The following is a 25,906-nucleotide window of genomic DNA, read 5'->3' on the forward strand; positions in this document are numbered from 1 at the left end:
TCCTGATTCAGGCTTGCGCTGCGCGAGCGGCAGCGAAAGCGTCTGGGGTATTGAGGTTGGAAGTCGCCACGCCTTCAGCGCAGCGCTTGTTCAAGCCGGCCAGGACTTTACCCGGGCCGCATTCGACCAGATTGGTCGCGCCCTTGGCGGCCAGAGTCTGTACCGACTCGACCCAGCGCACTGGCTTGTACAGTTGTTCGAGCAGATCCCGCTTGAGGGTTTCCAGATCGGCCGGCACTTGCGCGCTGACGTTCTGTACCACCGGGATCTGCGGCGCCTGCCAGTCGATGGCGGCGATGGATTCGGCAAAGCGCTCGGCGGCCGGACGCATCAGCTCGCAGTGCGACGGCACGCTCACCGGCAGCGGCATGGCACGCTTGGCGCCACGCGCCTTGCAGCCTTCGATGGCACGTTCAACGGCCGCCTTGGCACCGGCGATGACCACCTGGCCTGGCGAGTTGAAGTTGACTGCGCTGACCACCTCGCCCTGCGCTGCTTCAGCACAGGCCGCCAGTACGTCGGCATCTTCCAGACCGAGAATGGCAGCCATGCCGCCCTGCCCGGCCGGAACAGCTTCCTGCATCAACTGACCGCGACGCTCGACGAGCTTCACCGCATCAGCCAGTGTCAGGCTGCCGGCAGCAACCAGCGCGCTGTATTCACCCAGGCTGTGACCGGCAACAAAGGCCGGACGCGCGCCACCTTCTGCCAGCCACAGACGCCACAGGGCGATCGAAGCGGTCAGAATGGCCGGTTGGGTTTTATCGGTTTGGTTGAGCAGCTCTTCCGGGCCCTGCTGGGTCAGCGCCCACAGGTCATAGCCCAGAGCCTCAGAGGCTTCTTTGAAAGTTTCGAGGATCAACGGATATTCCGCGCCCAGCTCGGCCAGCATGCCGAGGGACTGCGAACCTTGTCCTGGAAAGACGAATGCGAGGGAAGCAGACATGTAACAAGCCCCTAATGATCTTGTCGTCGGAAAATGGCGCCCCACTGGGGACGCAAGAAACTGACAGTTGGATGGCCCTTTGAACCGGGCGGTCACATTTAAGCATTGTCCGACGAAAACGCCTAAGACAACAAATCCTCCAGACGGCCGTGGAGACGCTCGGGAAGATTTTCCTGAATCTCGATCAGCGCACGGGAAATAGCACTCTGAAAGCCCTGAACACCGGCCGAACCGTGGCTTTTCACCACGATACCCTGCAAGCCGAGAAAGCTTGCGCCGTTATGTCGCGCCGGCGCCAGATCCGCCTGTAAACGTTTCATCAGCGGCAACGCCAACGCCCCCACGGCACGGGAGGCCAGATTCTTTTTAAACAGCGCCTCGATACGCGCAGCAATCATCGTCGCCAGACCTTCGCTGGACTTGAGCAGGATGTTGCCGACGAAACCATCACACACCACAACATCCGCCTCGCCGCGATACAAACCGTCGCCTTCGATAAAGCCGATGTAATTGATGCCACGGGCAGCCTGCAACAGCGTCGCAGCCAGCTTGACCTGCTGATTGCCCTTAATGTCTTCGGTGCCGATGTTCAGCAGCGCGACGCGCGGGCGATGGATACCCAGCGTCTGCGCCGCCACCGAGCCCATCACCGCAAACTGCAGCAAATGCTCGGCACTGCAATCGACGTTGGCACCCAGGTCGAGCAACTGGCAATAACCCTTCTGCGTCGGGATAGCCGCCACCATTGCCGGCCGATCAATACCGGGCAGCGTCTTCAGCACGAATCGTGACAGCGCCATCAACGCACCGGTATTGCCGGCGCTGACACAGGCCTGAGCCTTGCCGTCACGCACCAACTCAAGGGCGACACGCATCGACGAGTCCGGCTTGCCACGCAAGGCCTGAGTCGGCTTTTCGTCCATGGTGATGACTTCGCTGGCCGCGACAATTGTCAGGCGTGCGCGATCGGCAGCCGATTGGCCGTGGATCAATTCTTCAAGAAGGGAGGGTTGACCGACGAGGGTCAGGTGCAGCGAGGGCGTAGCAGACAGGCAAGCAAGGCTGGCCTGAACAATGCTGCGGGGACCGAAGTCCCCGCCCATTGCGTCAATCGCGATGACTTGAGCGGACAAGTGATTACTCGTCAGCGCCCTTGTCGATCACTTTACGGCCACGGTATACGCCTTCTGGCGATACGTGGTGACGCAGGTGAACTTCACCAGTGGTTTTTTCTACAGACAGGGTGCTAGCCTCGAGAGCGTCGTGCGAACGGCGCATGTCACGGGCAGAGCGGGATTTTTTGTTCTGCTGAACAGCCATAATTGATTAACTCCTAAACGTTTGGGTCACGCTTTAACTGCGCCAATACACTGAACGGGTTGGACCGCGTTACCTCGTCCTCGCTCGGTTCGGGCTCATCTGCTCCCGCCGGCTGCTGGCATTCTTCCGGATGATGAGCAGGCACAATAGGCAAGGCAAGCAAAAGCTCTTCCTCGACCAGTGACTGCAGATCCAATGGATCTTCGCCCAGTTCCAGCACGTCATAACCTTTCGGTAACGACTGGGTATTCGCACCCTCCTTCACTACAGCGTAACTGCATTCGCTGTGGATCGGCAGGGTGACCAGCTCAAGACAACGCTGGCAAACCATTTTGACCTCGGTGTCGATAAAGCTGTGGATCACCACAGATTTACGTTCATCTCGTTCAAAAACGAATTTCGCCTGCACCGTACCGACATCGTCGGAAAGCGGGTCGCAGAGTCTCTTCAAATCGGCCAGCAGCAGTTCACCTTGGAGGGTGGTGCCACGGTCAGCCAATTTGCGCGGGTCAACGTGAGGTGGAATCGGGTCATTCAACATAGGCGCAGCATTATAGGGATGCACCCACCCATGTCAAAGGAAATTGTGCCCTGTCCGTCACTTGCGTGCCTCCGCTAGAATTCGCACCTGCCTCAGGAGACGCGAATGCTGCCTTTATTACTCGCTTCAAGCTCGACCTACCGTCGGGAATTGCTCGCCCGCCTGCACCTGCCGTTCGTCTGCAGCTCGCCGGATATCGATGAAAGTCATCGTCCAGGCGAATCGGCGATCGATCTGGTCAAGCGCCTCGCCGAACAAAAAGCCCGGGCACTGGCTGACAGTCATCCCGCCCATCTGATTATCGGCTCGGACCAGGTTGCCGTGCTCGGCGAGCAGATCATCGGCAAGCCGCACACCTTTGAGAAGGCGCGCGAGCAACTGATGGCCGCCAGCGGTGCCAGCGTAACGTTCCTCACCGGCCTGGCTCTGCTTAACAGTCAGACCGGCCAATGCCAGGTCGACTGTGTACCGTTCACCGTGCACATGCGCCAACTCGATCAGGCGCGCATTGAGCGCTACCTGCGACTGGAGCAGCCCTACGATTGTGCGGGCAGCTTCAAGGCTGAAGGACTGGGCGTGAGCCTGTTTCAATCCACCGAAGGCCCTGACGCCACCAGCCTGATCGGCCTGCCGCTGATTCGCCTGATCGACATGCTATTGGTTGAAGGCGTGCAAATCCCCTGACCCACAAAAAACCGGCCATCAAGGCCGGTTTCTTTATGCCGCGACTTTTTAACGCAACGACGGCCCGTGGAAACCCATCCACATCGCCAACTGCTCAGCCACGCTGGCGCCGAGCTTCTTCGAGAAGCGATCGAACGGCGACTCCTGAACGGTGAAGTCGACCAGCTCCTTCTCGCCAATCACATCACGCGCCACCGAACTGGCATTGCCCAGACCATCGATCAAGCCCAGCGGCAGCGCTTGCTCACCCGACCAGACCAGCCCGGAGAACAGCTCCGGATGCTCTTTGTCTTTCAGACGATCGCCACGACCCTGCTTGACGCTGTTGATGAACTGCTTGTGCGTGGTGTCCAGCACCGTTTGCCAGAAGGCCGTTTCATCAGACTTCTGCGGCTGGAACGGGTCAAGGAACGACTTATGCTCGCCCGAGGTGTACGTGCGACGCTCGACACCCAGCTTCTCCATGGTACCGACAAAGCCGTAACCGGCCGCCGTCACACCAATCGAACCAACCAGACTCGCCTTGTCGGCATAGATCTGATCCGCCGCACTGGCAATGTAATAAGCACCGGAGGCGCCCAGATCGGAAATCACCGCGTAAAGCTTGATCTCCGGATGCAGACCGCGCAGACGCTTGATCTCGTCATACACATAACCCGATTGCACCGGACTGCCGCCAGGACTGTTGATGCGCAGGATCACGCCTTTGACCTTCTTGTCCTCGAACGCCGCACGCAGGCTGCCAACGATGTTATCGGCACTGGCCGGCTCTTTGTCGGCAATCATGCCGGTGACGTCGATCAACGCGGTGTAGTTCGGGCCGCGTGTGGCGCTCTTTTCCATGTCCATCAATGGTGTGAACAGGATCAGCGCAACAAACAGATAAACAAACGTCAGCAGCTTGAAGAAAATCCCCCAACGCCGCGAACGACGCTGCTCCTGAACCCCAGCCAGCAAGGTCTTTTCCAACAGCTTCCAGCTTTTCTCGTCACCGCCGTCGGCACTTGCCTTGGCCGGTGCTTTCCATTCGTCGGTCATGCCATCCACCCCAGCAAAAACGTATTAAGCCTGCTTCCCCAGCCAGGCATGCAATTCGGAAAAACGGTCGATCGACAGGCGCGGCTCGAACTGCTGCAGCGACTCGATCGATTGCGCGCCATAGCTGACCGCCACCGAATCCATCCCGGCATTGCGTGCCATCAACAGATCGAAGGACGAATCGCCGACCATCAACGCCTGCTCCGGGCGCACACCACAATGAGCAAGGATCTGTTCCAGCATCAGAGGGTGCGGCTTGCTCGCAGTTTCATCGGCGGCGCGGGTGATATCGAAATAATCTTCCCAGCCATTGGCCTTGAGTACCCGATCCAGTCCGCGCCGATTCTTGCCGGTCGCCACCGCGAGGTGATAACCCTGCTCGCGAAAGGACGCCATCGACTCGACTACGCCTTCGAACAACGGCGAAGGCACAGCTTCTGCTGCGATGTAGTGATCGGCGTAATACTCGCGAAACGCGACCATTTCGGCATCACTGATCTCGGGATACAGCGTGCGAATCGCCTCGGGCAAGCCCAGACCGATGATGCCTTTGACGGCAAAATCATCGCGCAACTCGAAACCGGAGCGCCCGGACGCCGAATGCATGGCTTCGACGATCCGGTGAATGGAGTCAGCCAACGTGCCGTCCCAATCGAAAATCAGCAGCTTGTAATCAGATGGGCGCACTCAATCGCTCCACGGTCTTGGCCCACATTTCATCGACCGGCGCCTGCAAGGTCAGCTTGCCGCCATCGGGCAGCGGCACGGTCAGCATGTAGGCGTGCAGGAACAGGCGCTTGCCGCCCAGATCGCGGATTTCCTTGGTGAAATCCTCATCGCCGTACTTGCTGTCGCCAGCAATGCAATGGCCAGCATGCAGGGTGTGCACGCGAATCTGGTGGGTACGACCGGTAACCGGTTTAGCCTCGACCATGGTGGCAAAATCACCGAAACGGCGCAGCACCTTGAACATTGTCAGGGCTTCTTTACCTTCTTCGTTGACTTCAACCATGCGCTCGCCGGAACGCAGATTGCTCTTGAGCAATGGCGCGCTGACTTTCTTGATCGAGGTCGCCCAGTTGCCTCGCACCAGCGCCATGTAACGCTTGTCGACGCCATCGCCGCGCAATTGCTCGTGCAAGTGACGGAGCATGCTGCGTTTTTTGGCGATCATCAGCAGGCCGGAGGTGTCACGGTCAAGACGGTGTACCAGCTCCAGCTCCTTGGCATCGGGGCGCAACTGACGAAAGGCTTCGATCACACCGAAATTCAAGCCACTGCCACCGTGAACCGCAATGCCAGCGGGCTTGTTGATCACGATCAGGGCTTTGTCTTCGTAGACGATCGAGGCTTCCAGACGCTGCAACAAGCCTTGAGCCAGCGGCACCGGCTCATCACGTTCGGGCACGCGGACCGGCGGCACGCGCACGATATCGCCGGCCTGCAGCTTGTACTCGGGCTTGATCCGACCTTTGTTCACGCGCACTTCGCCTTTGCGCAAAATGCGGTAAATCAAGGTCTTGGGCACGCCTTTGAGCCGGGCGAGGAGAAAATTATCGATTCGTTGGCCGGCATACTCCGGCGAGACTTCAAGCAATTGAACGCCTGGAGTCGAAGGGGCAGTAGTTGTCATGCCGCGGATGATAACAATTTTTATGGAATTGAAGCACTTAATCATTGCTGCTATAGTCGCGAACGCCGCCAAAAGCGGCCTGGACAGAGGAACCACGGTCAAAAACCGGCCCTGACCAACGCAATTCACCAGGACGCGAGGCCGTCCTACGGGGCTTTCGCTACGTAACGGTGGAGTTTGCAGTTGTAACAAGCGCAGGTGACATGAGGCCTGAATTACACCGCCGAGCAGAGTTTTTACTCGCCTGGCAGGCACACATTCAAGGCCAGTTCACAAAGTGCAGTCAGCTGCAGATGACCCCGAGCGAATGTTTCGGAAACAACGCCTGAATTAGCCATGATGCGTGACCTCCCCTTTCGGAGCTCACGGTAAATGCCAACCCGCTGCGGATTCTGCGCGCGGCAGCACCCGAATTATCAGGGATACGTGTAGGGTGGAGATGCACAACCGCTGGACTGTGTAGCAATAGGCTTTATCAAGACGCTTCATCTCGTCCACAGCCGCTGGTTGATTCCTCCTCCTGACTGAGTGCTTAAGTAGCCACAGCAAGCAGGACGCGTACGTCGCTATATCGGCCCAATTGGCCGCATATCGCTGGACACGGGAATGGCCAACCACTCCCGACGCACCTGACACCGACCGTGAGAAGTCGTGTGTGCCGAACGCCGTTTCCGGCAGCCCGGAAACCGACGGTACTACATGAAAAGAATGCTGATTAACGCAACTCAACCCGAAGAGTTGCGTGTTGCACTGGTAGATGGCCAACGCCTCTACGACCTGGACATCGAATCCGGTGCACGCGAGCAGAAGAAGGCCAACATCTATAAAGGCCGCATCACTCGCATCGAACCAAGCCTTGAGGCTGCCTTTGTCGATTTCGGCTCCGAGCGCCACGGCTTCCTGCCCCTCAAAGAAATCTCCCGCGAATACTTCAAGAAAGCCCCTGAAGGCCGCGTCAACATCAAGGACGTCCTGAGCGAAGGCCAGGAAGTCATCGTTCAGGTCGAAAAAGAAGAACGTGGCAACAAGGGCGCCGCCCTGACCACTTTCATCAGCCTGGCCGGTCGTTACCTCGTGCTGATGCCGAACAACCCGCGTGCCGGCGGTATCTCCCGTCGCATCGAAGGCGAAGAGCGCAATGAACTGCGTGAAGCGCTGAACGGTCTGGTTGCTCCAGCCGATATGGGTCTGATCGTGCGCACTGCCGGCCTGGGCCGCAGCAGCGAAGAAATGCAGTGGGACCTCGACTACCTGCTGCAACTGTGGACCGCCATCAAAGAAGCCTCGCTGGATCGCTCCGCGCCATTCCTGATCTACCAGGAAAGCAACGTGATCATCCGCGCCATCCGCGATTACCTGCGCCAGGACATCGGCGAAGTGCTGATCGACAGCGTTGAAGCCCAGGACGAAGCCCTGACCTTCATCCGCCAGGTGATGCCGCAGTACGCCAGCAAGATCAAGCTGTACGAAGACAGCGTTCCGCTGTTCAACCGTTTCCAGATCGAAAGCCAGATCGAGACCGCTTTCCAGCGCGTCGTTGAACTGCCTTCCGGTGGTTCCATCGTTATCGATCCGACCGAAGCCCTGGTGTCGATCGACATCAACTCGGCGCGCGCCACCAAAGGCAGCGACATCGAAGAAACCGCTCTGCAAACCAACCTTGAAGCCGCCGAAGAAATCGCCCGTCAGTTGCGCCTGCGCGACATCGGCGGCCTGATCGTCATCGACTTCATCGACATGACCCCTGCCAAGAACCAGCGCGCCGTGGAAGAGAAAGTCCGCGAATGCCTGGAAGCTGACCGTGCCCGCGTGCAGATCGGCCGCATCTCGCGCTTCGGCCTGCTGGAAATGTCCCGTCAGCGCCTGCGTCCATCCCTGGGCGAAAGCAGCGGCATCGTTTGCCCGCGTTGCAACGGCACCGGCATCATCCGTGACGTTGAATCGCTGTCGCTGGCGATCCTGCGCCTGATCGAAGAAGAAGCCCTGAAAGACCGCACCGCCGAAGTGCGCGCCCAGGTGCCGATCCCGGTCGCCGCGTTCCTGCTCAACGAAAAACGCAACTCGATCACCAAGATCGAACTGCGCACCCGTGCCCGCATCATCATTCTGCCGAACGACCACCTCGAAACCCCGCATTTCGAAGTTCAGCGTCTGCGTGATGACAGCCCGGAAGCCGCGACCAACCAGTCCAGCTACGAAATCGCTGCTGCCGCTGCTGAAGTCGAAGAAGTTCAGCCAGCCGCTGCGACCCGCACCCTGGTTCGCCAGGAAGCCGCGGTCAAGACTGCTCCGGCCCGTGCCAACGCTCCGGTTCCGACCGAAGTCGCCGCCCCGGCCGCTGCTGCACCAGCTCCAGTCGCTGCACCAGAGCCAAGCCTGTTCAAAGGTCTGGTGAAATCGCTGGTCAGCCTGTTCGCCACCAAAGAAGAGCCAGCCGCTCCGGTTGTGGTTGAAAAACCAGCCGCCGAACGTCCGGCCCGCAACGAAGAGCGTCGCAACGGTCGTCAGCAGAGCCGCAACCGTAATGGTCGCCGCGATGAAGAACGCAAGCCACGCGAAGAACGTGCTCCACGTGAAGAACGCGCCCCACGCGAGCCGCGCGAAGAGCGCGCGCCACGTGAAGCCCGTGAAGTCCGCGAACCACGTGAAGCTCGTACCGAAGCGCCAGTTGCCCGCGAAGAACGTGCACCACGCGCTCCGCGTGAAGAACGTGCACCACGTGCGCCGCGCGAAGACCGCAAGCCACGCGGCGAGCGTGAAGAGCGTGTGCGTGAACTGCGCGAGCCACTGGACGCCGTTCCAGCCGCTGTAGCTGACGTTGCCGTTACCGCTGAAGAACGCCCGACCCGTCAGCCACGTGAAGAACGCGCACCGCGTCCGCCACGTGAAGAGCGTCAACCGCGTGCCGAACAGCCCGCTGCTGCCGTCGCTGAAGAAGAAGTGAGCACCAACGAAGAGCAACTGCCGGAAGACGGTTCGGAGAACGCCGAAGGCGATCGCCCACGTCGTCGTTCGCGCGGTCAGCGTCGTCGCAGCAACCGTCGTGAGCGTCAGCGTGATGCCAACGGCAACGTGATCGAAGGTTCAGAAGAATCCGAAGCCGGCGAAAACGCTGAAGCGCCAAGCACTGCCGATCTGGCTGCTGGCCTGGCTGTGACCGCCGCTGTTGCCAGCACCGTGATCAGTGCACCGGCTGAAGCACAAGCCCACGAGCAAGCCGAACGCGCCACCGCGGCTGTTCAGGAAACCGCTCCAGTGGAAGCCCCGGTTGTTGAAGCAACCACGCCAGTGGAAGTGGTTGCTGCTCCGGAAGTCGAAGTGGCACCGGTTCAAGAGACCCTGCCTCAGGTAGAGCCAGCGCCAGTTGTGGCTGCGGAGCCGGTGGTTGAAACCGTTGCAGAAACCGTAACCGAAACCGTGCGTGAAGTTCGCGAAGAGCAGACTGCCTTCAACTGGGTTGCCGAGCCGACTGTTGCTGAAACCCCAGCGCCAGTGGTGGAAGCACCGGTTGTTGAAGCGCCAGTGTTCGAAGCCCCGGTGTTTGAAGAACGTAAGGCTGCCGAACCAGCACCTGTCGTTGAAGCAGCGGTTGTCGAAGCACCCGTGGTGACCGAAGCGCCAGCCCCGGTGGTTGAAGCTCCAGCACCGGTCAGCGCTCTGACGCCAAGCGGCCGCGCGCCAAACGACCCACGTGAAGTGCGTCGTCGCAAGCGTGAAGAAGAGCGTCTGCAGAAGGAAGCCGAACTGGCTGCCGCTGCTGCTCCGGTGGCTGAAGTGGTCGAGGCAGCGCCTGCCCCGGTCGCTGAAGAAGCGGTTGTCGAAGCGGTGATTGCTGAAGCACCACGCTCCGTTCAGGACGTGGTCGAGCAACACCAAGAGGCCGAGGAAAAAGAACACGAGCCTAAACCTCTCGTGTAATTTCCAAAGCCGTTAAAAAGCCCCGCCTGATTATTCAGGCGGGGCTTTTTTATGCCTCGATTTTTTGTGGTGGACTCTAGGTCCAACCCCCTCACCCCAGCCCTCTCCCCGAGGGGGCGAGGGGGAAAGGGAGCCGATATCCGCGTGCTTCAAGACCGGAGTTCGACTCGAAGTTTCAGGTCGGTGTACCTCGAAAGAACACCTCGGTCAGTCCCCTCTCCCTCTGGGAGAGGGCTAGGGTGAGGGCTCCAAGGAATTCACACAGGTCTCATGACGAGGCAAAAACCAAAGCCTCAGGCACATCGATGTCCCACAGAACGCCTGGATCATCGACGGCAACCTCCACCACCCTGCCCTGCGTGAACAACGGCCGAGCCCCTCGATCGCCACTCAAAGCCTGCAACCCCGCACCAAACGAACGCCCAAACCCCACTGGATGGCCAAACTCACCCTCCTGCACCGGCACGCTCACCGCATCGTCGGCAATCGCCGCAACGACCCGTTCAATACTCGACGGCAAGATAAACGGCATATCCCCCAACACAATCAACCAGCCATCCGCCTCCGGGCACGCCTTGACGCCAGCGGCAATGCTGTCCCCCATTCCGGTCGACTCGATCGAGACCACGTCACAGCCATAGGCCTGGGCCATGCGCATCGCCTGCGGCCGCGCTTCAGTCGTCACCAGCACACGCTTGTCGAGACTGACCGGCAGATTCAACAGCACCTGCTCAATCACCGAACGCACCGAGCCATCACGCCCGGTGCAGTCCGCCAGCAACTTGTCCTTATCGGCACCTGCCACCTGGCGAAAACGACTGCCCTCACCCGCCGCCAGCACAATCACTGCAATGGATCGACTCATGCGTCCTCCAAAGTTTTCTTCTGCTTCAACTCGACGCCGTTCTTGATCGCGACGATCTCCGCCAACAGGGACAAAGCAATTTCCGCTGGCGAATGACTGCCGATGTGCAAACCGATCGGCCCGTGCAGCCGATCGATCGCCTGCACCGACAAGCCTAGCTGAGCCAGATTCTCCCGACGCTTCTGGCTGTTAACCCGAGAGCCGAGAGCGCCGACATAGAAGGCCGGAGAATCCAGCGCCGTGAGCAGCGCCATGTCGTCCAGACGCGGATCATGGGTCAACGCGACAATCGCCGTACGTTCGTCGGTCTGGATACTCAACACCGCCTCATCCGGCATGCCCGAGACGAAACGCCCGTGATGCTCTTCCCAGCCGTAGACGAATTCGCTGCGCGGATCGCAGATCAGTACTTCGAAATCCAGCAACCGCGCCATATCCGCCACGTAGCGCGACAACTGCCCGGCACCGATCAACAACAGGCGCCAGCGCGGCCCGTAGATTGCGCGCAGGGTTTTGCCGTCGAACTCCAGCGAGTCGGACTTGCTGGCCGGCGACAGAAGCACTTCACCGGTTTCAATGTTCAACTCGCGAGCGACGATCTCGTGTGCTTCGCAACGGGACAGTAATTCAGCGACCCACGCAGGATCGCCGATCCGTTCTTCAGTCAGGCGCAACGTGCCGCCACAAGGCAAGCCAAAGCGCGCCGCCTCCTCGCGTGTAACGCCATAGGTAATCAACTGCACCGGCGGCCCATCGGTGGCGATGCGGCCGTCGTGCAGGCGGGCGATCAAGTCATCCTCGACGCACCCGCCCGACACCGAACCGATCACCACGCCATCCTCACGCAAGGCGAGCATGGCGCCAGGCGCCCTGGGCGCCGTGCCCCAGGTCTGCACCACGCTGAACAGCACCACCCGCTGTCCGGCGCGGCGCCATTCGAGGACGCTGCGCAGGACATTGAGGTCGACGCTGTCCATTACGCCTCTGCCTTCTGCCAGCCCTGCAACTGGTAACGCACCGGCAGGTTGCGAATACGCTTGCCGGTGGCGGCGAAGATCGCGTTACACAAGGCCGGGGCAATCGGTGGCACGCCCGGTTCGCCGACACCGCCCAAGGGCACGTCGCCCGGCGGAGTCACCAGATGCACGGCGACTTCCTTCGGCGCCAGCGACATGCGCGCCACTTCATACATATGGAAGTTGTCCTGCTGGACCTTACCGTCCTTGAAGCTGATTTCGCCCAGCACCGCGTTGCCCAGGCCCATCACGCAAGCGCCTTCGAACTGCGAGCGAATACGTTCAGGGTTGATCTGCGGCCCGCAATCCACCGCGATGTCAGCCTTGTGCACGATCAGCGTGCCATCGTCCTTGACCTCGACTTCGATCACCGCTGCCACATAGGTGACGAAGCTGTAATGCACAGCCAGCCCCAGACCACGGCCCTTGGGCAGTTTGCGTCCCCAACCGGCAGCCTTCGCGGCAGTTTCCAGCACGGTGCGCATGCGTCCGGTGTCGATCGGATAACGCTCGGGAGACTCGCCGTAGTTCCACTCTTCGCTCAGCGTGCGCGGATCGATCTGCCGGTCCGGACCGAGCAGTTTGACCTGGTACTTGAGCGGATCCTCGCCAGCCTTGTGCGCCAGTTCATCGACAAAGCTCTGAATCGCGAAACCATGAGGAATGTTCGACACCGAGCGATACCAGCCAACCCGTGTGTGCACGGTCGCCTCCGGGTTTTCCAGGCGTACGTTGGGAATCGCGTAGGCCATGTTGGTGAAACCCATGCCCAGTTCGAACGCCGCTTCATGGTTCATGCCCGGCGCGAACAGCGCGGTGATGCTCGGCGCCACGGTGCGATGCAACCAGCCTGACGGCATGCCGTCCTTGCCCACGCCAGCCTTCAGATACTCGGCGGACACGGTGTGGAAATACGAGTTGTGGATGTCATCTTCACGCGTCCACTGCACCCGCACGGCTTTGCCGGGGAACTCTTTGGCGAGAATCGCCGCTTCGACGACGAAATCCGGTTTCGACTTGCGACCAAAACCACCGCCAAGCAAGGTGACATTGAACGTGACATTGTCAAACGGCAGTCCAAGACGCTCGGCAATGCGCTCGCGGGTGACTTGCGGCGCCTGACTCGGTGCCCACGCTTCGCAAACCCCGTCCTTGTAACGAGCGATGGCAACCATTGGTTCCATCGGTGCCTGGGCCAGATGCGGCAGGTAGTAGGATGCTTCAAGCGTACTCGCAGCGCCGCTCAGGGCCTTGTCGATATCGCCGGTGTTGCGCACCACTTTGCCGGGTTTCAGCGAAGCGGCTTCAAGCTCTTTGCGATAGGCGATCGAGTCATAACTGGCGTTCGGGCCGTCATCCCATTCGATTTTCAACGCTTCACGGCCCTTGATCGCGGCCCAGGTGTTGCTGGCGACCACGGCCACTCCGCCCAACGGCTGAAACTCCGAAGGCAGCGGACGGCTTTCGATCTGCATCACTTTGAGCACACCGGGGACTTTCAGCGCAGCGCTGTCATCCAGCGATTTGACCTTGCCGCCGTACACCGCCGGACGGGCGATAGTTGCGTACAACATGCCGTCGAAATGCACATCGGCGCCGTACACCGCACGACCGTTGACGATGTCTGCGCAATCGATGGCTTTCGTCCCTTCCTTGCCGATGTAGCGAAACTCCGACGGCTGCTTGAGGCGCAGGCTGTCACGCGTCGGTACCGGCAACGCACTGGCTGCGGCGGCTAGCTCGCCATAGCCCAGCTCACGGCCAGACGGTTTGTGAATGATTTTGTGCAGTTGCGCGTGGCATTCACCGAGCGGCACTTTCCACTGCGCAGCGGCGGCCTGTTCAAGCATGGTCCGCGCCGCCGCGCCGCAACGTCGCATCGGCTCATACCAATGGCGCATGCTGCGCGAACCGTCGGTGTCCTGGTTGCCGAAGCGCACTTCATCACCCGGCGCCTGCTGCACTTTGACGCGCGCCCAATCGGCCTCCAGTTCATCAGCAACCACCATGGTCAGACTGGTGCGCACGCCCTGGCCCATCTCGGAACGGTTGCACACCACAGTGACCGTGCCGTCAGCGGCAATGCCGACGTAGACCTTCGGATCGTCGATCCAGCCATTGGGCATGCCATCGGCGCCGAATTGCTTCGGTTTGTCTTCAGCCAACGCATCCTGCCAACCCCAACTGGCGGCCAACACCAGCGCGCCGGTGGCGCCGACGCCTTTGAGGAAACCGCGACGACTGAGGTTACTCAGGGCGAAATCATTCGGAAGGCGACTCATGCCTTGGCCTCCTTCAAGTGAGTGGACGCCTGACGAATAGCGGTTTTGATTCGGTTATAAGTGCCGCAACGGCAAATGTTACCGACCATGGCTTCTTCGATCTGCTCGTCGCTCGGGTTCGGGTTGGTCTTGAGCAACGCGGTGGCCGACATGATCTGCCCGCCCTGACAGAACCCGCATTGCGCTACAGCGGTGTCGAGCCAGGCTTGCTGGACCACCTGACCCACCGGGTCGGCGTGCAGGTTGTCGATGGTGGTGACGTTCTGGCCAACCACCGAACCGATCGGCGTGATGCAACTGCGCGCCGGCAAGCCGTCGATATTAATAGTGCAGGCGCCGCATAGACCCATGCCGCAGCCGAACTTGGTGCCGTTATAACCGGCGACATCACGAATCGCCCACAACAGCGGCATGTCTTCGGTGACATCGAGAGGATGGTCTTGACCGTTGAGTTTCAGGGTAATCATGGGCACGCCCGCATATTTTTAGTGGTTATGGGGTCGAGCAATCTGCCGCCGTTGAATCGGCGGTGGTTCACGCAGATCGACTCAGGCTAATCAGGCTCTCTTGTGCCGACGCGAACGTCTGCACCGGGCCTTTGGTGGAGCAAATGACGGTTATCGTTAGCTCGCTAAGTTAACCCAGCGTTAACAAAAAAGCCCTGCACTTTTTATCAGTGCAGGGCTTTGGATGGCGCTTTGAGAGCGTAGCCTCAATAGCGATTAGGCTCCATCTCCAGGTCGACATTGAAACGTTCGGCAATGTCTTTTTGGATGCGTTGCGCCAGATCGAGCAGTTGCAGCCCGGTTGCCGCCCCGTAGTTGACCAGTACCAACGCCTGCAACTTATGCACGCCGGCATCGGCCTCGCGGAAACCTTTCCACCCGGCCCGCTCGATCAACCAGCCGGCGGCCAGTTTCATCTGCCCGTCCGGTTGCGCGTACGCCACCAGATCCGGATGTTGCGCTTTGATCTGCGCAACGACGGCCGCCGACACCAGCGGATTCTTGAAGAAGCTGCCGGCATTGCCGAGCACCGCCGGATCCGGCAGTTTTTCACTGCGGATGCTGCAAATTGCGCGACTGACGTCGGTCGGCGTCGGCTGCTCGATACCCTGCTCGCTCAGGCGTTGACGCACCGGGCCGTATTCCAGATGCAGATGAGCGACGCGATCGAGCGCAAAACGCACGCGCAGAATCAGCCAACGCCCCAGCTGCTGCTTGAACAGGCTGTCGCGGTAGGCGAAGTTGCATTCTTCGAGGCTGAAATCGCGCAGTTCGCCGGTCTGGCGATCCAGCGCAGTCAGTCCGGCGAACATATCCTTGATCTCGACACCATAGGCACCGATGTTCTGCATCGGCGCAGCGCCAACCGTACCGGGAATAAGGCTGAGGTTTTCCAGCCCGGAGAATCCTTGCGCCAACGTGTACTGCACAAACGGATGCCACGGCTCGCCCGCTTCCGCCTCGATCACCACACGGTTGCCGTCATCGCTGATCACACGAATCCCGCGCGTGGCCATGCGCAGCACCAGCGCCGGAATATCTGCCGTTAGCAGCAAGTTGCTGCCACCGCCAATCACCAGCAACGGCATATCGTGCGCGGTGGCGTAGGCCAGCGCTTCACGGACATCGGCATCGCTGTGGGCTTCGGCGAACAGTTGCGCGCGCACATCCACGCCAAAACTGTTGAACGGTTTCAGGGAAACCTGCGGTTGCACCTGCAAACTCATAACCGGCCCTTCACTTCGATCAACAATTGGTCACAGGCTGCTTCGATCAGATCCAGCACTTGCTCGAAACCCTGATCGCCGTCGTAATACGGATCCGGGACTTCATCAACCACCCCGGCATAACGGCGCAAAAACAGGTCCAGCTCGGCTTTGCCGGTGGACGGCCGCAACGCCTTGAGGTTGCGCAGATTGCTGTTGTCCATGGCCAGAATCAGGTCGTAACTGGCGAAATCGGCACGGCGGACCTGCTGCGCGCGTTGCGCCGACAGGTCATAGCCGCGCACTTTGGCCGCGGCCTGGCTGCGTTTGTCCGGCGGGTTGCCAACGTGCCAGTCACCGGTGCCGGCGGAGGCCACTTCGACCTGATCCGCCAGCCCTGCTTCACGCAGTTTGTGGCGCAGTACGCCTTCGGCCGTGGGCGAACGGCAAATGTTGCCCAGGCACACAAACAGAACGCGCATCAGGCCTCCAGCAGGCGACGAACGCGCTCGAGGTCTTCGGCCGTGTCAACGCCAGTCGGCGGTGCGATCAGCGCGTCGGCGACATGAATCCGCACACCGTGCCACAGGGCACGCAGTTGCTCGAGGGATTCAGTGTTTTCCAGCCAGCATGGGCCCCAGCTCACGAAGTCCTGAAGGAAACCGGCACGGTAGGCATAAATGCCGATATGGCGACGGTACGGTACGCCTTCGGGCAATTGCTCGCGATTCTTGGCAAACGCATCGCGCGCCCACGGCAAGGTCGCGCGGCTGAAGGTCAGCGCCAGACCGTTGAGATCACTGACAACCTTGACCACATTCGGATTGAACAGGGTGTCCACGTCTTCAATCGGCTCGGCCAGCGTGGCCATGCGCGCTTCGGTGTGGGCCGCCAGATTGGCGGCGACCTGATCGATCACGCTCGGAGGGATCAAGGGTTCATCACCTTGCACGTTGACCACGATCGCGTCGGGTTCGAGACCCAGTTTCGCCGCGACTTCGGCCAGACGATCAGTGCCGGAATTGTGATCTTCACGGGTCAGCACCACTTCGGCACCAAAAGCCTTGCAGGCCTCGACGATGCGCGCATCGTCAGTCGCGACGACCACACGGCTGGCGCTGCTTTTGCTCGCCTGTTCCCAGACGTGCTGGATCATCGGCTTGCCGGCGATGTCGAGCAGCGGTTTGCCGGGCAGACGGGTCGAGGCGAAACGCGACGGGATGACAACGGTGAAGGCAGTGGTCATTTATCCAGACGCTCGTCGGTGGTCAGGGTGCGGGCTTCGCTTTCGAGCATGACCGGGATGCCATCGCGGATCGGGTACGCCAGACCGGCGCCCTTGCTGATCAGTTCGGTCTTGTCGGCGCTGAGCTTGAGCGGGCCTTTGCAGATCGGGCACGCGAGGATATCGAGCAATTTGGTGTCCATGAACATTCCCTGAGTAAAGAGTTAAGGCAAAAGACGATCCGGCAACAGGCGCATCAGCTGCGTGTCGAACCAGGCCACAAAGGCCGGTGACGGCAGCGCATCGACCGCCAGATACCACCAGTCGTCAGCCGCAAAGGCACGGCACTTCACCGCGTCCTTTTCGGTCATCACCAACGGCAATGACGGTGTGAAATTCAACGCCTGCACGCTGTATTCGGCGTGGTCGGCAAACGCATGGGGGACTGCTCGCCAGTCTAGCGCTTCGAGGGTATTGAAGAAACGTTGCGGATTGCCGATCCCGGCGACCGCGTGCACGGCCTGGCCGGGCGAAAAATGATCGAGCGACTTGCGCTCGCCGCTGCGCAGATTGACCAGCGCAGTCGGTTGCAGATGGAAAGCGAAACCGTCATCGCGATCCTCGGTGGCACCATTGAACAGCACACCGTCGACGCTTTGCAGACGCTCGATCGGCTCACGCAACGGCCCTGCCGGCAAGCAGCGTTTGTTACCGAGACCGCGAGCGGCGTCGATCAGCACCAGCTCCAGATCCCGCGCCAGACGGTAATGCTGCATACCGTCATCGGACAGAATCAGGTCCAGCGGTTCGCTGGCGAGCAAGGCTTTGACCGCTGCGCTGCGATCCGGATCGATCATCAGCGGCACGCCGGTGCGCTGGACGATCAGCAACGGTTCGTCACCGGCGATGTCAGCGGTTTGCTCGGCCGCAACGCGCCACGGCAGTTGCGGCGGTTTGGCGCCGTAACCACGACTGACCACGCCGACGCGCAAACCGCTGCGCCGGCAATGTTCGATCAACCAGAGAATCATCGGCGTCTTGCCGGTGCCACCGACGGTGATGTTGCCGACCACGATCAACGGCACCGATGGCTGGTAGATCTGACCTTCACCGGCAAGAAAGCGCTGGCGCTTACCCACCACCACGCGGCGATAGAGCATTTCCAGCGGCCGCAGCAGCGTCAGGGCCGGGTGCCCCTGATACCACGCGGCGAGCAAGCGATCGGACAGGCTCATCAGGATTTGGGCGCCGCCTCGACCGTGGTCATGCGCAGATGGCTGAAACCGAGCTTGCCGGCCGCATCCATGGCGGTGATCACGGATTGATGCTGAGTCTTGCCATCGGCACTGATCGACAACGGCATGTTGGTGTCGCCGTTGGACTCTTTCTGCATGGCTTCCATCAGGGTCGCCAGGTCGTTCTTCGGCAGAATCTTGTTGTTCACCGAAAACACGCCTTCGGCGCTGATGGCCACGTCGATCTGCTTGACTTGCTGGTCTTCGGCCGGGGAGCCGCTGACCGCTTCCGGCAGGTCAACACGCAACTGGGTTTCGCGAGTGAACGTGGTGGTCACGACGAAAAACAGCAGCAGAATGAACACCACATCGATCAGCGACGCGAGGTTGATGTCCACGGTTTCCCGGGGTTTGCGACGGAACTTCACGCGCGGCCCTCGGCCAGGTCAACGTCACGGTCGCCCTGCACCACTTCAACCAGTTTGATCGCCTCCTGCTCCATGCCCACCACCAATTCATCGATGCGGCGTTGCAGGAACCGGTGGAAGAACACCGCCGGAATACCGACCATCAGGCCCGCAGCAGTGGTGATCAACGCCTTGGAGATACCGCCCGCCAACACCGAGGCATTGGTGGTCATGCCGGAGCCGGTGAACGCGCTGAAGATATCGATCATGCCCAGCACGGTGCCAAGCAGACCCAGTAATGGCGCCATGGCGGCGATGGTGCCGAGCGCATTGATGTAGCGCTCGAGTTCGTGAATGACCCGGGCGGCGGCCTCTTCGATGCACTCTTTCATGATCTCGCGACCATGTTTGGAGTTGGCCAGGCCCGCCGCGAGGATTTCCCCCAACGGCGAATTGGCGCGCAATTCCTTGAGTTTTTCTTTATTGAGTTGCTTGTCCTTGATCCAGACCCAGACCTGGCCCAGCAGATGCTCGGGGGTAACGCGACTGGCGCGCAGGGTCCACAGGCGCTCGGCGACGATCGCCATGGCCGCGATGGAGCTCAGAATGATCGGCAACATCATCCAGCCGCCGGATTTGACCAATTCCCACACAGTGACAGTCCCCTCGAAAAAGTGCGCCACTTTACCATACCGATCCACGATTAAGACCCGCCACCCCGACGACCGTGACGCCCCATTTACCTACGTCCCGATCAGCGGGCCAGTGCGGGCGGATCACGCCAGAAACGCCGCTGATGACGCATCGTGCGTGGCGCCCGGAAGGTGCCCAGTTGCAGATGAATGGCGCCCTGCTCGGCGCTGTCGTAAATATTCAGGCCCAGTTTGCGATAACGCGCCAGCACGGTCGGGTGCGGATGGCCAAAAGAGTTGCCATGACCTCGAGAGATCAGCACGGACTCGGGTTTCAAAACGTTGAGCAGCGCCATTGACGATGAACTGCGACTGCCATGATGGGGCGATTGCAGCCATTGCGTCGGCACGGCCAGTGGACCGTCGAGCAACACGCGTTCGGCATGGCTGTCGATGTCGCCGGTCAGCAGCAAGCGCTCGCCATTGGCCTCGATCTGCAACACACAGGAACGCTGATTGCTGTCGTGGGCGTCCGCCCATTGCCAGAGTTGAAAACGCACGCCGTCCCACTGCCATTGCCGGCCACTGGCGCAGGCTTCGGCGTTCAATTGCGCGGGCAGCCCCGCCGGGTCACCGCTGATTACCTGATCGACGGTCAAACCACGGCTGATCGCCAAAGCGCCGCCGGCGTGATCGGCATCGGCATGGCTGAGCAGCATCAAATCGAGTTTTTCCACGCTGAGTTTGCGCAATGAAGGCAGCACCACACGCTCGCCGAGATCGAACTCACCAAAGCGCGGCCCCGCATCGTAGAGCAACGCGTGATGGCGGGTCCGGATCAGGATGGCCAAGCCTTGGCCGACATCGAGCTGCCAGATATCGGCCAATCCTTCATCTATCTGATCGCGTGGCGGCACGACCAGCAGCAACAACAACGGCCAGCCCAGTGGACGCAGCGGCACGCCGCGCGGCAACAGTAATAACCCGGAGCCGAGGCTGCCGATGGCCCAGACCCAAGCGGGTATCGAGGGTGCGATCCACGCCGGCCAATGCCCGGCAATCGTCGCCAGCGCGTGAAACAACCCATCGATCAAACCGCCGGCCAGCCACAGCAGGCCGGCGCCGACAAAAGGAACAGGCAGCAACACGGTTCCAAGCAGCGCCGGCGGTAACACCGCAAGACTGACCCAAGGCACCGCAAGCAAATTGGCCAGCGGCCCGCTGAGGCTGATCGGCAGATTCAAAGCCAGCAACACCGGACATAAGCCAATCGCGATCAACCACTGCGCCCGCGTCCAGGTCTGCCACCAGCGCCACGCACCCAAGCGGCCGCCAAAGGTAAAGATCAACACCGCCACCGCCGCAAACGAGAGCCACAGACCCGGGCGCAAACTGGCGAGCGGGTCCAGCAACAGCACAGCGTTGAACGCCAGCAACAACGGCCACCCTGCGCCAAGATGACGAAAGCGCAGGCGCCACAGCAGCACCAGCCCGACCATTACACACGCGCGCTGCACCGGCACGTCGAACCCGGCAAGCAGGCCATAACCGAGCGCTGCCGCGAACCCCAGACCACAGGCCCACGGCAGCCACGGCCAGCGCAGCGGCCACAGGCCATATCGCGCCATGCCGGCGACCAGCCCATACATCAGCGCCGCCAGCAAACCGATGTGCTGACCGGAAATCACCAGCAAGTGCACGGTGCCGGTGTCCTGCAGAGTCTGCCAGTCCTCGCGACTGAGCCCCGAGCCGTCACCCAGCACCAACGCCGCCAATGCGCCATTTCGCCCCTGCGCATCCACGCTCAGCAAACGCTGACGAATACTGTCACGCCAGGCCCAGCGCGCTTCGCTCAAGCGCTGGCCGTCCTTGATCGTGCCGGTGGCACCAATGCGTTGCGCCAGCAGCCAGGCCTCGTAATCGAAGGCCTCGGGATTGCGCAATCCACCGGGACGCTTGAGCTTGACCGCCAAGCGCCAACGCTCGCCGCTGTTGACCGGTGGCCCGGCGTACCAGGCAAGCCGCATCAGCGATGGCAGTTTTTCATGACGCGAGTGCGCATCAGCCAATTCGAAGCGCACCACGCCGTCGCTGTTCTGCGGCAAACCGACGACCCGCCCTTCAACCCACCGGGTTTCGCCATCCAGCCCGGCCGGCAAACGATCATTCAACGCCCATTGCGCACCGACGCTGGCCCACGTGAAGCCAAACAGCAAAAACGCCAGCGGATAGCTGCGAAACGGCAGCAGCATCAACGCCACGACCGGCAACAACAGCATCAACCAGACCGGCGGTAATGCCGGCATAAAAACCGCGACCAGCAGACCGACTGCGAGCGCCATCATCCCTGTGCGCATAAGCCCGTCCTTGAGAGTCCCGAACTTAGGCATAGCGGTTGTCGGTTACACGCGTCGTCAACAATTGTCACAAAGTCTGAATGGGCGCTTCGTAGAATCCAGACATACTTGCCGCCTTAACCGACCGAGAAGCCTTATGCCCCGGCGCTTATTCAAACGTTACATGCCCGACCCGACGAGCATCAGGGAACACAAATCCTTACGCTTTCTCGGCAAGTTGCTGCATGACCCGAACCTCTGGCACCTCAATCGTCACTCGGTCGCGCGGGCGATGGCGGTCGGTTTGTTTGCCGCATTCCTGCCGATTCCGGCGCAGATGCTGGTCGCGGCCGCGCTGGCGATCACCGTGCGGGGAAACATGCCGATTGCGGTCAGTCTGGTGTGGCTGACCAATCCGATCACCATGCCGGCGGTGTTCTTCTGCACGTATCAGGCCGGGGCGTTTTTGATGGACGTGCCTGCCCGGCATCTGCCGGACGAGTTGACCTGGGAGTGGATCAGCGGCGAGTTGTCGACGTTGTGGCAGCCGTTTCTGCTCGGCTCGGTGGTGGTGGGACTGGTACTCGGCGCCCTCGCCTACTGCATTGTGATGATGTATTGGCGCTGGTGGGTGGCGCGGCAATGGGCGCGGCGCAAGAAGAGTCGCATGCGCTGAACGCAAAACGGCCTCCGCAGTGGGAGGCCGTTCTGATTTGTGGCGTCTGGATTGGCCCCATCGCGAGCAGGCTCACTCCTACATTGGAATGCGTTCCCCTGTAGGAGTGAGCCTGCTCGCGATGGCCACGACTCGGTCTGGAGTCAGGTACGCATCCCGCGCCCACTCACCAGCAACCGAGCACAACCGAGATACAGCACCACCGTCGCCACCAGCATAAAGGTGATCGCAATGCCGATGCGGATATCCGAAACACCCAGAATGCCGTAACGGAAGGCGTTGACCATGTGCAACACCGGGTTGGCCAGCGACACGGTCTGCCAGAACGGCGGCAGCAGCGTAATCGAGTAGAACACCCCGCCCAGGTACGTCAGCGGCGTCAGCACAAACGTCGGGATGATCGAAATATCATCGAAGTTGCGCGCAAACACCGCATTGATGAAGCCGAGCAGCGAGAAGATCGTCGCCGTCAGCACCACCACGAGGATGGTCACGCCGAGGTGATGCACCTGCAAATGCGTGAAGAACAGCGACAGAATGGTCACGATCACGCCAACCATCAGACCACGCAACACGCCGCCAATGGTGAAGCCGATCAGAATCGTGTGCGGCGACACCGGCGACACCATCAGCTCTTCGATGGAGCGCTGGAACTTGCTGCCGAAGAAACTCGAGACCACGTTGCCGTAGGAGTTGGTGATCACCGACATCATGATCAGCCCCGGCACGATGTACTCCATGTAGGTGAAGCCACCCATGTCGCCGATCTGCCGACCGATCAGATTACCGAAGATCACAAAGTACAGAACCATGGTGATCGCCGGCGGCAGCAGGGTCTGCGGCCAGATCCGCGTGAAGCGTTTGACCTCGCGGTAAACAATAGTCTGCAGCGCGACGAGGTTAGGACGGAATTCGGAACTCATACCGCCACCTTCGACAGATTTTTTTCCACCAGGGACACGAACAGCTCCTCAAGGCGATTGGTTTTGTTGCGCAGGCTCAATACTTCGATGTTCTGCTGCGCCAACTGGGTGAACAACGCCGTGATGCCCATGGATTTGTCGACCTGGACTTCCAGGGTATGGCTGTCAATCAACCGGGCTGGATAACCGAGCAGTTGCGGCGCGACGCTCAAGTCGTTTTTCAGGTCCAGCAAGAAGGTTTCCACGTGCAGCTGCCCCAGCAATTGTTTCATGCTGGTGTTCTCGACGATGGTGCCGTGGTCGATGATGCCGATGTTGCGGCACAACTGCTCAGCCTCTTCCAGATAGTGCGTGGTGAGGATGATGGTGATGCCTTTCTGGTTCAGTTCGGTGAGGAACGTCCACATTGATCGACGCAGCTCAATGTCGACGCCTGCGGTCGGTTCATCGAGGATCAGCAAACGCGGTTCGTGCACCAGTGCTCGGGCGATCATCAAACGCCGCTTCATGCCGCCGGACAGCGAACGCGACGGCACATCGCGCTTGTCCCACAGGCCAAGTTGGGTCAGGTACTGCTCGGCGCGTTCCTTGGCGATCTTCGCCGGAATGCCGTAGTAACCGGCCTGGGTCACGACGATGTCGAAGGTCTTTTCAAACTGGTTGAAGTTGAATTCCTGGGGCACCACGCCAATCGAGCGCTTGAGCGCTGCCGGGTTCTTGTCCAGGTCATGGCCGAAGATACTCACCGTGCCGCTGGTCTTGTTCACCAGGGTCGAGAGAATGCCGATGGTCGTGGATTTGCCGGCACCGTTAGGGCCGAGCAAGGCGAAAAAATCACCTTCGGCGACGTCCAGATCGATACCACTCAAGGCCTGGAACCCGTTGCCGTAGGTTTTGGTTAGCTGCCGGATGGACAGAGCGGAACTCATATCGGATTTACGCACCAAGAAGGGAAGAAAGGGCTAAATAAGGGCGGGCGGCGAGGGAAACAACCGCAGCACCAGAGCGCAATGGTGCTTGCCGCCGCCGCACAAGTACAGTCAAGTGTGTCGATAGTAAGTATTAAGTCAACGCGGTCATGACCGCTTTCTGGTAAGCCGGACGCTGCTTCAAGCGCTCGTACCAGGCTTGCAAATGCGCTTGTGGCGCGCGTTCGATGGGCATCTCGAACCAGGCATAAATGAAACTGCCGAGCGGGATATCGCCCATGCCGATGTCTTGTCCAGAGAGATAAGGCTGACTGGCCAAGGCATGATCGGCCATGCTCAGCAACTCATTGCATTCCTTGATCGCGGCGTTGATCGCAGCCCAGTCCTGCTTGTCCGCCGGCGTGCGCAAGACGCCCCAGAACACCGTGCGGAAGGGACCGGCAAAACTTGAAGTGGTCCAGTCCATCCATTTGTCAGCGATGGCTCGCGCTTGCGGATCCGCCGGATACCAGTGACTGTCCGGCGCATGTCTGGCCAGCAGATAGCGGACGATGGCGTTGGATTCCCACAACACAAAACCGTCGTCCTCGATCACCGGCACCCGGCCATTCGGGTTCATCGCCCGATACTCGGGTGTGTCGACTACTCCAAATGCGCCACCGGCATCGATCGCCTCGTAAGCCAGGCCAAGCTCTTCAGCCGCCCACAATGGCTTCCTGACATTCGATGAGTTTTTCCTTCCCCAGATCTTCAGCATGACCGCCTCTTTTCAAATGAGTGGGCAGGCAGCATACGCCGGATCAGGTACGGCTCAAATCACTCTGCATATCGCCCAGCAACTGTGGTTGCTGATCAGTGAACAGATGCGGATAGCACTTTTGCAGATGCTCGAAGAAGAACGTTTCCGGCACATCGGCGAATTGACCGTGATCGACCAGATACTCCATCAACTGCGCGCCGTCGCGATTGAACGGGTGGAAAACGCTGTCATTGATACCGTCGAACTCCAACGGCGCAACGTTGAACAATTCGCAAAGCTTCTGATTGAACGCCGGTGTGGCTTTGACCCAGCGTCCATTGAGGAACAATTCGGTGTACCCGTGCATGGCGAACATGTCGCTTTTCAGCAACTCAAGCAGACGTGGCGTCGATAAGTGATTTTTTACGTCGGCCAGACCGATACGCGCCGGGATCCCGCAATGCCGCGCACAACCGGCAAGCAGCGTGGCTTTGGGCACGCAATAACTCTCCCCCGTCGTCAGCGCATAGCTGCCACGCAAGGTCTGCGGATCGCGACTGAAGGTGTAGGGGTTGTAGCGCACCGCCTCACGCACCGCGTAATAAAGATTGATCGCCCGCTCGAGCGGATCGCGGCTGGCACCCCGATGCTGTTCGGCGAACTCCACCACCGCCGGGTGGTCACTATCGATGAAGCGGCCGGGGCTCAGATACTCGTGCATGACGACAATCTCCTGGGTGAGCCCCGAGTCTAGCGACAGCGTCAGCACAGAGATAACGACGTTTCGGCCAAACTTGGACGCAAAGACGCGGGATCAGCGAACGATTTCCCACACGTGTTGCCCACCGAA

26 protein-coding genes are annotated in these 25,906 nt (G+C 60.3%); 3 read left to right on the plus strand and 23 right to left on the minus strand.

Features of this window, described 5'->3' with window-relative positions; genetic code table 11:
* Positions 1–7: 7 nt before the first annotated feature.
* The 4 genes from fabD to H8F23_RS09010 all read right to left on the minus strand — a co-directional run bounded on the left by fabD (position 8) and on the right by H8F23_RS09010 (position 2,807).
* Positions 8–946, minus strand: coding sequence for an ACP S-malonyltransferase (fabD, locus tag H8F23_RS08995; RefSeq protein ID WP_034155355.1), 939 nt, complete (start codon positions 944–946; stop codon positions 8–10).
* Between the two features lie 122 nt (positions 947–1,068).
* The gene (plsX, locus tag H8F23_RS09000; RefSeq protein ID WP_093435433.1) at positions 1,069–2,079 is read right to left on the minus strand and encodes a phosphate acyltransferase PlsX; all 1,011 of its coding nucleotides are present in this window, start codon (positions 2,077–2,079) and stop codon (positions 1,069–1,071) included.
* A gap of 4 nt (positions 2,080–2,083) precedes the next feature.
* Entirely contained in the window at positions 2,084–2,266 is a 183-nt protein-coding gene (rpmF, locus tag H8F23_RS09005) for a 50S ribosomal protein L32 (RefSeq protein ID WP_003179396.1), read from the minus strand.
* 13 nt (positions 2,267–2,279) lie between these two features.
* Positions 2,280–2,807 carry a YceD family protein gene (locus tag H8F23_RS09010; protein WP_038364482.1) on the minus strand — a complete coding sequence of 176 codons (528 nt, stop codon included), beginning with the start codon at positions 2,805–2,807 and terminating at the stop codon, positions 2,280–2,282.
* Positions 2,808–2,912: 105 nt separating this feature from the next.
* Here H8F23_RS09010 and H8F23_RS09015 point away from each other — a divergent pair, with 105 nt between their 5' ends.
* On the plus strand, positions 2,913–3,491 hold the full coding sequence (locus tag H8F23_RS09015; RefSeq protein ID WP_194934084.1) for a Maf family protein: 579 nt from the start codon (positions 2,913–2,915) through the stop codon (positions 3,489–3,491).
* Positions 3,492–3,539: 48 nt separating this feature from the next.
* On the opposite strand, the gene H8F23_RS09020 is transcribed toward H8F23_RS09015, so the two are convergent.
* From H8F23_RS09020 to rluC, 3 genes are read right to left on the minus strand one after another with little or no spacing between them, the layout of a single operon-like run.
* Positions 3,540–4,529 carry a S49 family peptidase gene (locus H8F23_RS09020; protein ID WP_095048615.1) on the minus strand — a complete coding sequence of 330 codons (990 nt, stop codon included), beginning with the start codon at positions 4,527–4,529 and terminating at the stop codon, positions 3,540–3,542.
* Between the two features lie 24 nt (positions 4,530–4,553).
* Positions 4,554–5,216 (minus strand): HAD-IA family hydrolase, encoded by a 663-nt coding sequence (locus tag H8F23_RS09025; RefSeq protein WP_194934085.1) that lies wholly within the window; start codon positions 5,214–5,216, stop codon positions 4,554–4,556.
* Entirely contained in the window at positions 5,203–6,162 is a 960-nt protein-coding gene (rluC, locus tag H8F23_RS09030; RefSeq protein ID WP_194934086.1) for a 23S rRNA pseudouridine(955/2504/2580) synthase RluC, read from the minus strand. The genes H8F23_RS09025 and rluC overlap by 14 nt, the downstream gene beginning before the upstream one ends.
* Positions 6,163–6,861: 699 nt before the next feature.
* Between rluC and rne the strand changes: the two genes are divergently transcribed.
* On the plus strand, positions 6,862–10,080 hold the full coding sequence (gene rne, locus H8F23_RS09035) for a ribonuclease E (protein WP_194934087.1): 3,219 nt from the start codon (positions 6,862–6,864) through the stop codon (positions 10,078–10,080).
* A 268-nt stretch (positions 10,081–10,348) separates the two neighbouring features.
* Here rne and H8F23_RS09040 read toward each other — a convergent pair whose 3' ends face one another.
* The 12 genes from H8F23_RS09040 to H8F23_RS09095 form a co-directional block, all read right to left on the minus strand.
* Positions 10,349–10,945, minus strand: a complete 597-nt coding sequence (locus H8F23_RS09040) for a nucleotidyltransferase family protein (RefSeq protein ID WP_194934088.1) — start codon at positions 10,943–10,945, stop codon at positions 10,349–10,351.
* Positions 10,942–11,922, minus strand: coding sequence for an XdhC family protein (locus H8F23_RS09045; RefSeq protein WP_194934089.1), 981 nt, complete (start codon positions 11,920–11,922; stop codon positions 10,942–10,944). The genes H8F23_RS09040 and H8F23_RS09045 overlap by 4 nt, the downstream gene beginning before the upstream one ends.
* A complete protein-coding gene (locus tag H8F23_RS09050) occupies positions 11,922–14,243 on the minus strand; it encodes a xanthine dehydrogenase family protein molybdopterin-binding subunit (RefSeq protein WP_194934090.1) in 2,322 nt (773 codons plus the stop codon). Before H8F23_RS09050 ends, H8F23_RS09045 begins: the two co-directional genes overlap by 1 nt.
* A complete protein-coding gene (locus H8F23_RS09055) occupies positions 14,240–14,710 on the minus strand; it encodes a (2Fe-2S)-binding protein (RefSeq protein WP_194934091.1) in 471 nt (156 codons plus the stop codon). The genes H8F23_RS09050 and H8F23_RS09055 overlap by 4 nt, the downstream gene beginning before the upstream one ends.
* A 245-nt stretch (positions 14,711–14,955) precedes the next feature.
* The gene (gene murB, locus H8F23_RS09060; protein WP_194934093.1) at positions 14,956–15,975 is read right to left on the minus strand and encodes a UDP-N-acetylmuramate dehydrogenase; all 1,020 of its coding nucleotides are present in this window, start codon (positions 15,973–15,975) and stop codon (positions 14,956–14,958) included.
* The gene (locus tag H8F23_RS09065; RefSeq protein ID WP_194934095.1) at positions 15,972–16,436 is read right to left on the minus strand and encodes a low molecular weight protein-tyrosine-phosphatase; all 465 of its coding nucleotides are present in this window, start codon (positions 16,434–16,436) and stop codon (positions 15,972–15,974) included. The genes murB and H8F23_RS09065 overlap by 4 nt, the downstream gene beginning before the upstream one ends.
* Positions 16,436–17,200 (minus strand): 3-deoxy-manno-octulosonate cytidylyltransferase, encoded by a 765-nt coding sequence (gene kdsB / locus H8F23_RS09070; RefSeq protein WP_194934096.1) that lies wholly within the window; start codon positions 17,198–17,200, stop codon positions 16,436–16,438. Before kdsB ends, H8F23_RS09065 begins: the two co-directional genes overlap by 1 nt.
* Positions 17,197–17,382 (minus strand): Trm112 family protein, encoded by a 186-nt coding sequence (locus tag H8F23_RS09075; RefSeq protein WP_003174668.1) that lies wholly within the window; start codon positions 17,380–17,382, stop codon positions 17,197–17,199. Before H8F23_RS09075 ends, kdsB begins: the two co-directional genes overlap by 4 nt.
* A 21-nt stretch (positions 17,383–17,403) precedes the next feature.
* The gene (gene lpxK, locus H8F23_RS09080; RefSeq protein WP_194934098.1) at positions 17,404–18,414 is read right to left on the minus strand and encodes a tetraacyldisaccharide 4'-kinase; all 1,011 of its coding nucleotides are present in this window, start codon (positions 18,412–18,414) and stop codon (positions 17,404–17,406) included.
* Complete coding sequence (locus H8F23_RS09085; protein ID WP_093435463.1) at positions 18,414–18,842, minus strand: ExbD/TolR family protein; 429 nt, start codon at positions 18,840–18,842, stop codon at positions 18,414–18,416. Before H8F23_RS09085 ends, lpxK begins: the two co-directional genes overlap by 1 nt.
* Entirely contained in the window at positions 18,839–19,474 is a 636-nt protein-coding gene (locus H8F23_RS09090; RefSeq protein ID WP_042560451.1) for a MotA/TolQ/ExbB proton channel family protein, read from the minus strand. Before H8F23_RS09090 ends, H8F23_RS09085 begins: the two co-directional genes overlap by 4 nt.
* 101 nt (positions 19,475–19,575) lie before the next feature.
* On the minus strand, positions 19,576–21,810 hold the full coding sequence (locus tag H8F23_RS09095) for a DNA internalization-related competence protein ComEC/Rec2 (protein ID WP_194934100.1): 2,235 nt from the start codon (positions 21,808–21,810) through the stop codon (positions 19,576–19,578).
* 136 nt (positions 21,811–21,946) lie between these two features.
* Between H8F23_RS09095 and H8F23_RS09100 the strand changes: the two genes are divergently transcribed.
* Entirely contained in the window at positions 21,947–22,465 is a 519-nt protein-coding gene (locus H8F23_RS09100; protein WP_122842567.1) for a DUF2062 domain-containing protein, read from the plus strand.
* 143 nt (positions 22,466–22,608) lie between these two features.
* Here the strand turns inward: H8F23_RS09100 and H8F23_RS09105 are convergent, their stop codons facing one another.
* From H8F23_RS09105 to H8F23_RS09120, 4 genes are all read right to left on the minus strand, one after another.
* Positions 22,609–23,388, minus strand: coding sequence for an ABC transporter permease (locus H8F23_RS09105; protein ID WP_007908200.1), 780 nt, complete (start codon positions 23,386–23,388; stop codon positions 22,609–22,611).
* On the minus strand, positions 23,385–24,317 hold the full coding sequence (locus H8F23_RS09110; RefSeq protein ID WP_194934101.1) for an ABC transporter ATP-binding protein: 933 nt from the start codon (positions 24,315–24,317) through the stop codon (positions 23,385–23,387). Before H8F23_RS09110 ends, H8F23_RS09105 begins: the two co-directional genes overlap by 4 nt.
* 133 nt (positions 24,318–24,450) lie before the next feature.
* Positions 24,451–25,074: a glutathione S-transferase family protein gene (locus tag H8F23_RS09115; RefSeq protein ID WP_093435475.1), complete on the minus strand. Its 624-nt coding sequence runs from the start codon at positions 25,072–25,074 to the stop codon at positions 24,451–24,453.
* A 43-nt stretch (positions 25,075–25,117) separates the two neighbouring features.
* Positions 25,118–25,777, minus strand: a complete 660-nt coding sequence (locus H8F23_RS09120) for a transglutaminase-like domain-containing protein (RefSeq protein WP_194934102.1) — start codon at positions 25,775–25,777, stop codon at positions 25,118–25,120.
* Between the last annotated feature and the right edge of the window lie 129 nt (positions 25,778–25,906).

The sequence above is a fragment of the Pseudomonas neuropathica genome (genome assembly GCF_015461835.1).
Classification (GTDB): Bacteria; Pseudomonadota; Gammaproteobacteria; order Pseudomonadales; family Pseudomonadaceae; genus Aquipseudomonas; species Aquipseudomonas neuropathica.

Bases quoted from the DNA above. Each gene is read 5' to 3' on its own strand.
- fabD (WP_034155355.1), bottom strand. From the start codon at position 946: ATGTCTGCTTCCCTCGCATTCGTCTTTCCAGGACAAGGTTCGCAGTCC.
- rpmF (WP_003179396.1), bottom strand. From the start codon at position 2,266: ATGGCTGTTCAGCAGAACAAAAAATCCCGCTCTGCCCGTGACATGCGC.
- H8F23_RS09010 (WP_038364482.1), bottom strand. From the start codon at position 2,807: ATGTTGAATGACCCGATTCCACCTCACGTTGACCCGCGCAAATTGGCT.
- H8F23_RS09015 (WP_194934084.1), top strand. From the start codon at position 2,913: ATGCTGCCTTTATTACTCGCTTCAAGCTCGACCTACCGTCGGGAATTG.
- H8F23_RS09020 (WP_095048615.1), bottom strand. From the start codon at position 4,529: ATGACCGACGAATGGAAAGCACCGGCCAAGGCAAGTGCCGACGGCGGT.
- rluC (WP_194934086.1), bottom strand. From the start codon at position 6,162: ATGACAACTACTGCCCCTTCGACTCCAGGCGTTCAATTGCTTGAAGTC.
- rne (WP_194934087.1), top strand. From the start codon at position 6,862: ATGAAAAGAATGCTGATTAACGCAACTCAACCCGAAGAGTTGCGTGTT.
- H8F23_RS09040 (WP_194934088.1), bottom strand. From the start codon at position 10,945: ATGAGTCGATCCATTGCAGTGATTGTGCTGGCGGCGGGTGAGGGCAGT.
- H8F23_RS09045 (WP_194934089.1), bottom strand. From the start codon at position 11,922: ATGGACAGCGTCGACCTCAATGTCCTGCGCAGCGTCCTCGAATGGCGC.
- H8F23_RS09050 (WP_194934090.1), bottom strand. From the start codon at position 14,243: ATGAGTCGCCTTCCGAATGATTTCGCCCTGAGTAACCTCAGTCGTCGC.
- H8F23_RS09055 (WP_194934091.1), bottom strand. From the start codon at position 14,710: ATGATTACCCTGAAACTCAACGGTCAAGACCATCCTCTCGATGTCACC.
- murB (WP_194934093.1), bottom strand. From the start codon at position 15,975: ATGAGTTTGCAGGTGCAACCGCAGGTTTCCCTGAAACCGTTCAACAGT.
- H8F23_RS09065 (WP_194934095.1), bottom strand. From the start codon at position 16,436: ATGCGCGTTCTGTTTGTGTGCCTGGGCAACATTTGCCGTTCGCCCACG.
- kdsB (WP_194934096.1), bottom strand. From the start codon at position 17,200: ATGACCACTGCCTTCACCGTTGTCATCCCGTCGCGTTTCGCCTCGACC.
- H8F23_RS09075 (WP_003174668.1), bottom strand. From the start codon at position 17,382: ATGGACACCAAATTGCTCGATATCCTCGCGTGCCCGATCTGCAAAGGC.
- lpxK (WP_194934098.1), bottom strand. From the start codon at position 18,414: ATGAGCCTGTCCGATCGCTTGCTCGCCGCGTGGTATCAGGGGCACCCG.
- H8F23_RS09095 (WP_194934100.1), bottom strand. From the start codon at position 21,810: ATGCGCACAGGGATGATGGCGCTCGCAGTCGGTCTGCTGGTCGCGGTT.
- H8F23_RS09100 (WP_122842567.1), top strand. From the start codon at position 21,947: ATGCCCCGGCGCTTATTCAAACGTTACATGCCCGACCCGACGAGCATC.
- H8F23_RS09105 (WP_007908200.1), bottom strand. From the start codon at position 23,388: ATGAGTTCCGAATTCCGTCCTAACCTCGTCGCGCTGCAGACTATTGTT.
- H8F23_RS09110 (WP_194934101.1), bottom strand. From the start codon at position 24,317: ATGAGTTCCGCTCTGTCCATCCGGCAGCTAACCAAAACCTACGGCAAC.
- H8F23_RS09115 (WP_093435475.1), bottom strand. From the start codon at position 25,074: ATGCTGAAGATCTGGGGAAGGAAAAACTCATCGAATGTCAGGAAGCCA.
- H8F23_RS09120 (WP_194934102.1), bottom strand. From the start codon at position 25,777: ATGCACGAGTATCTGAGCCCCGGCCGCTTCATCGATAGTGACCACCCG.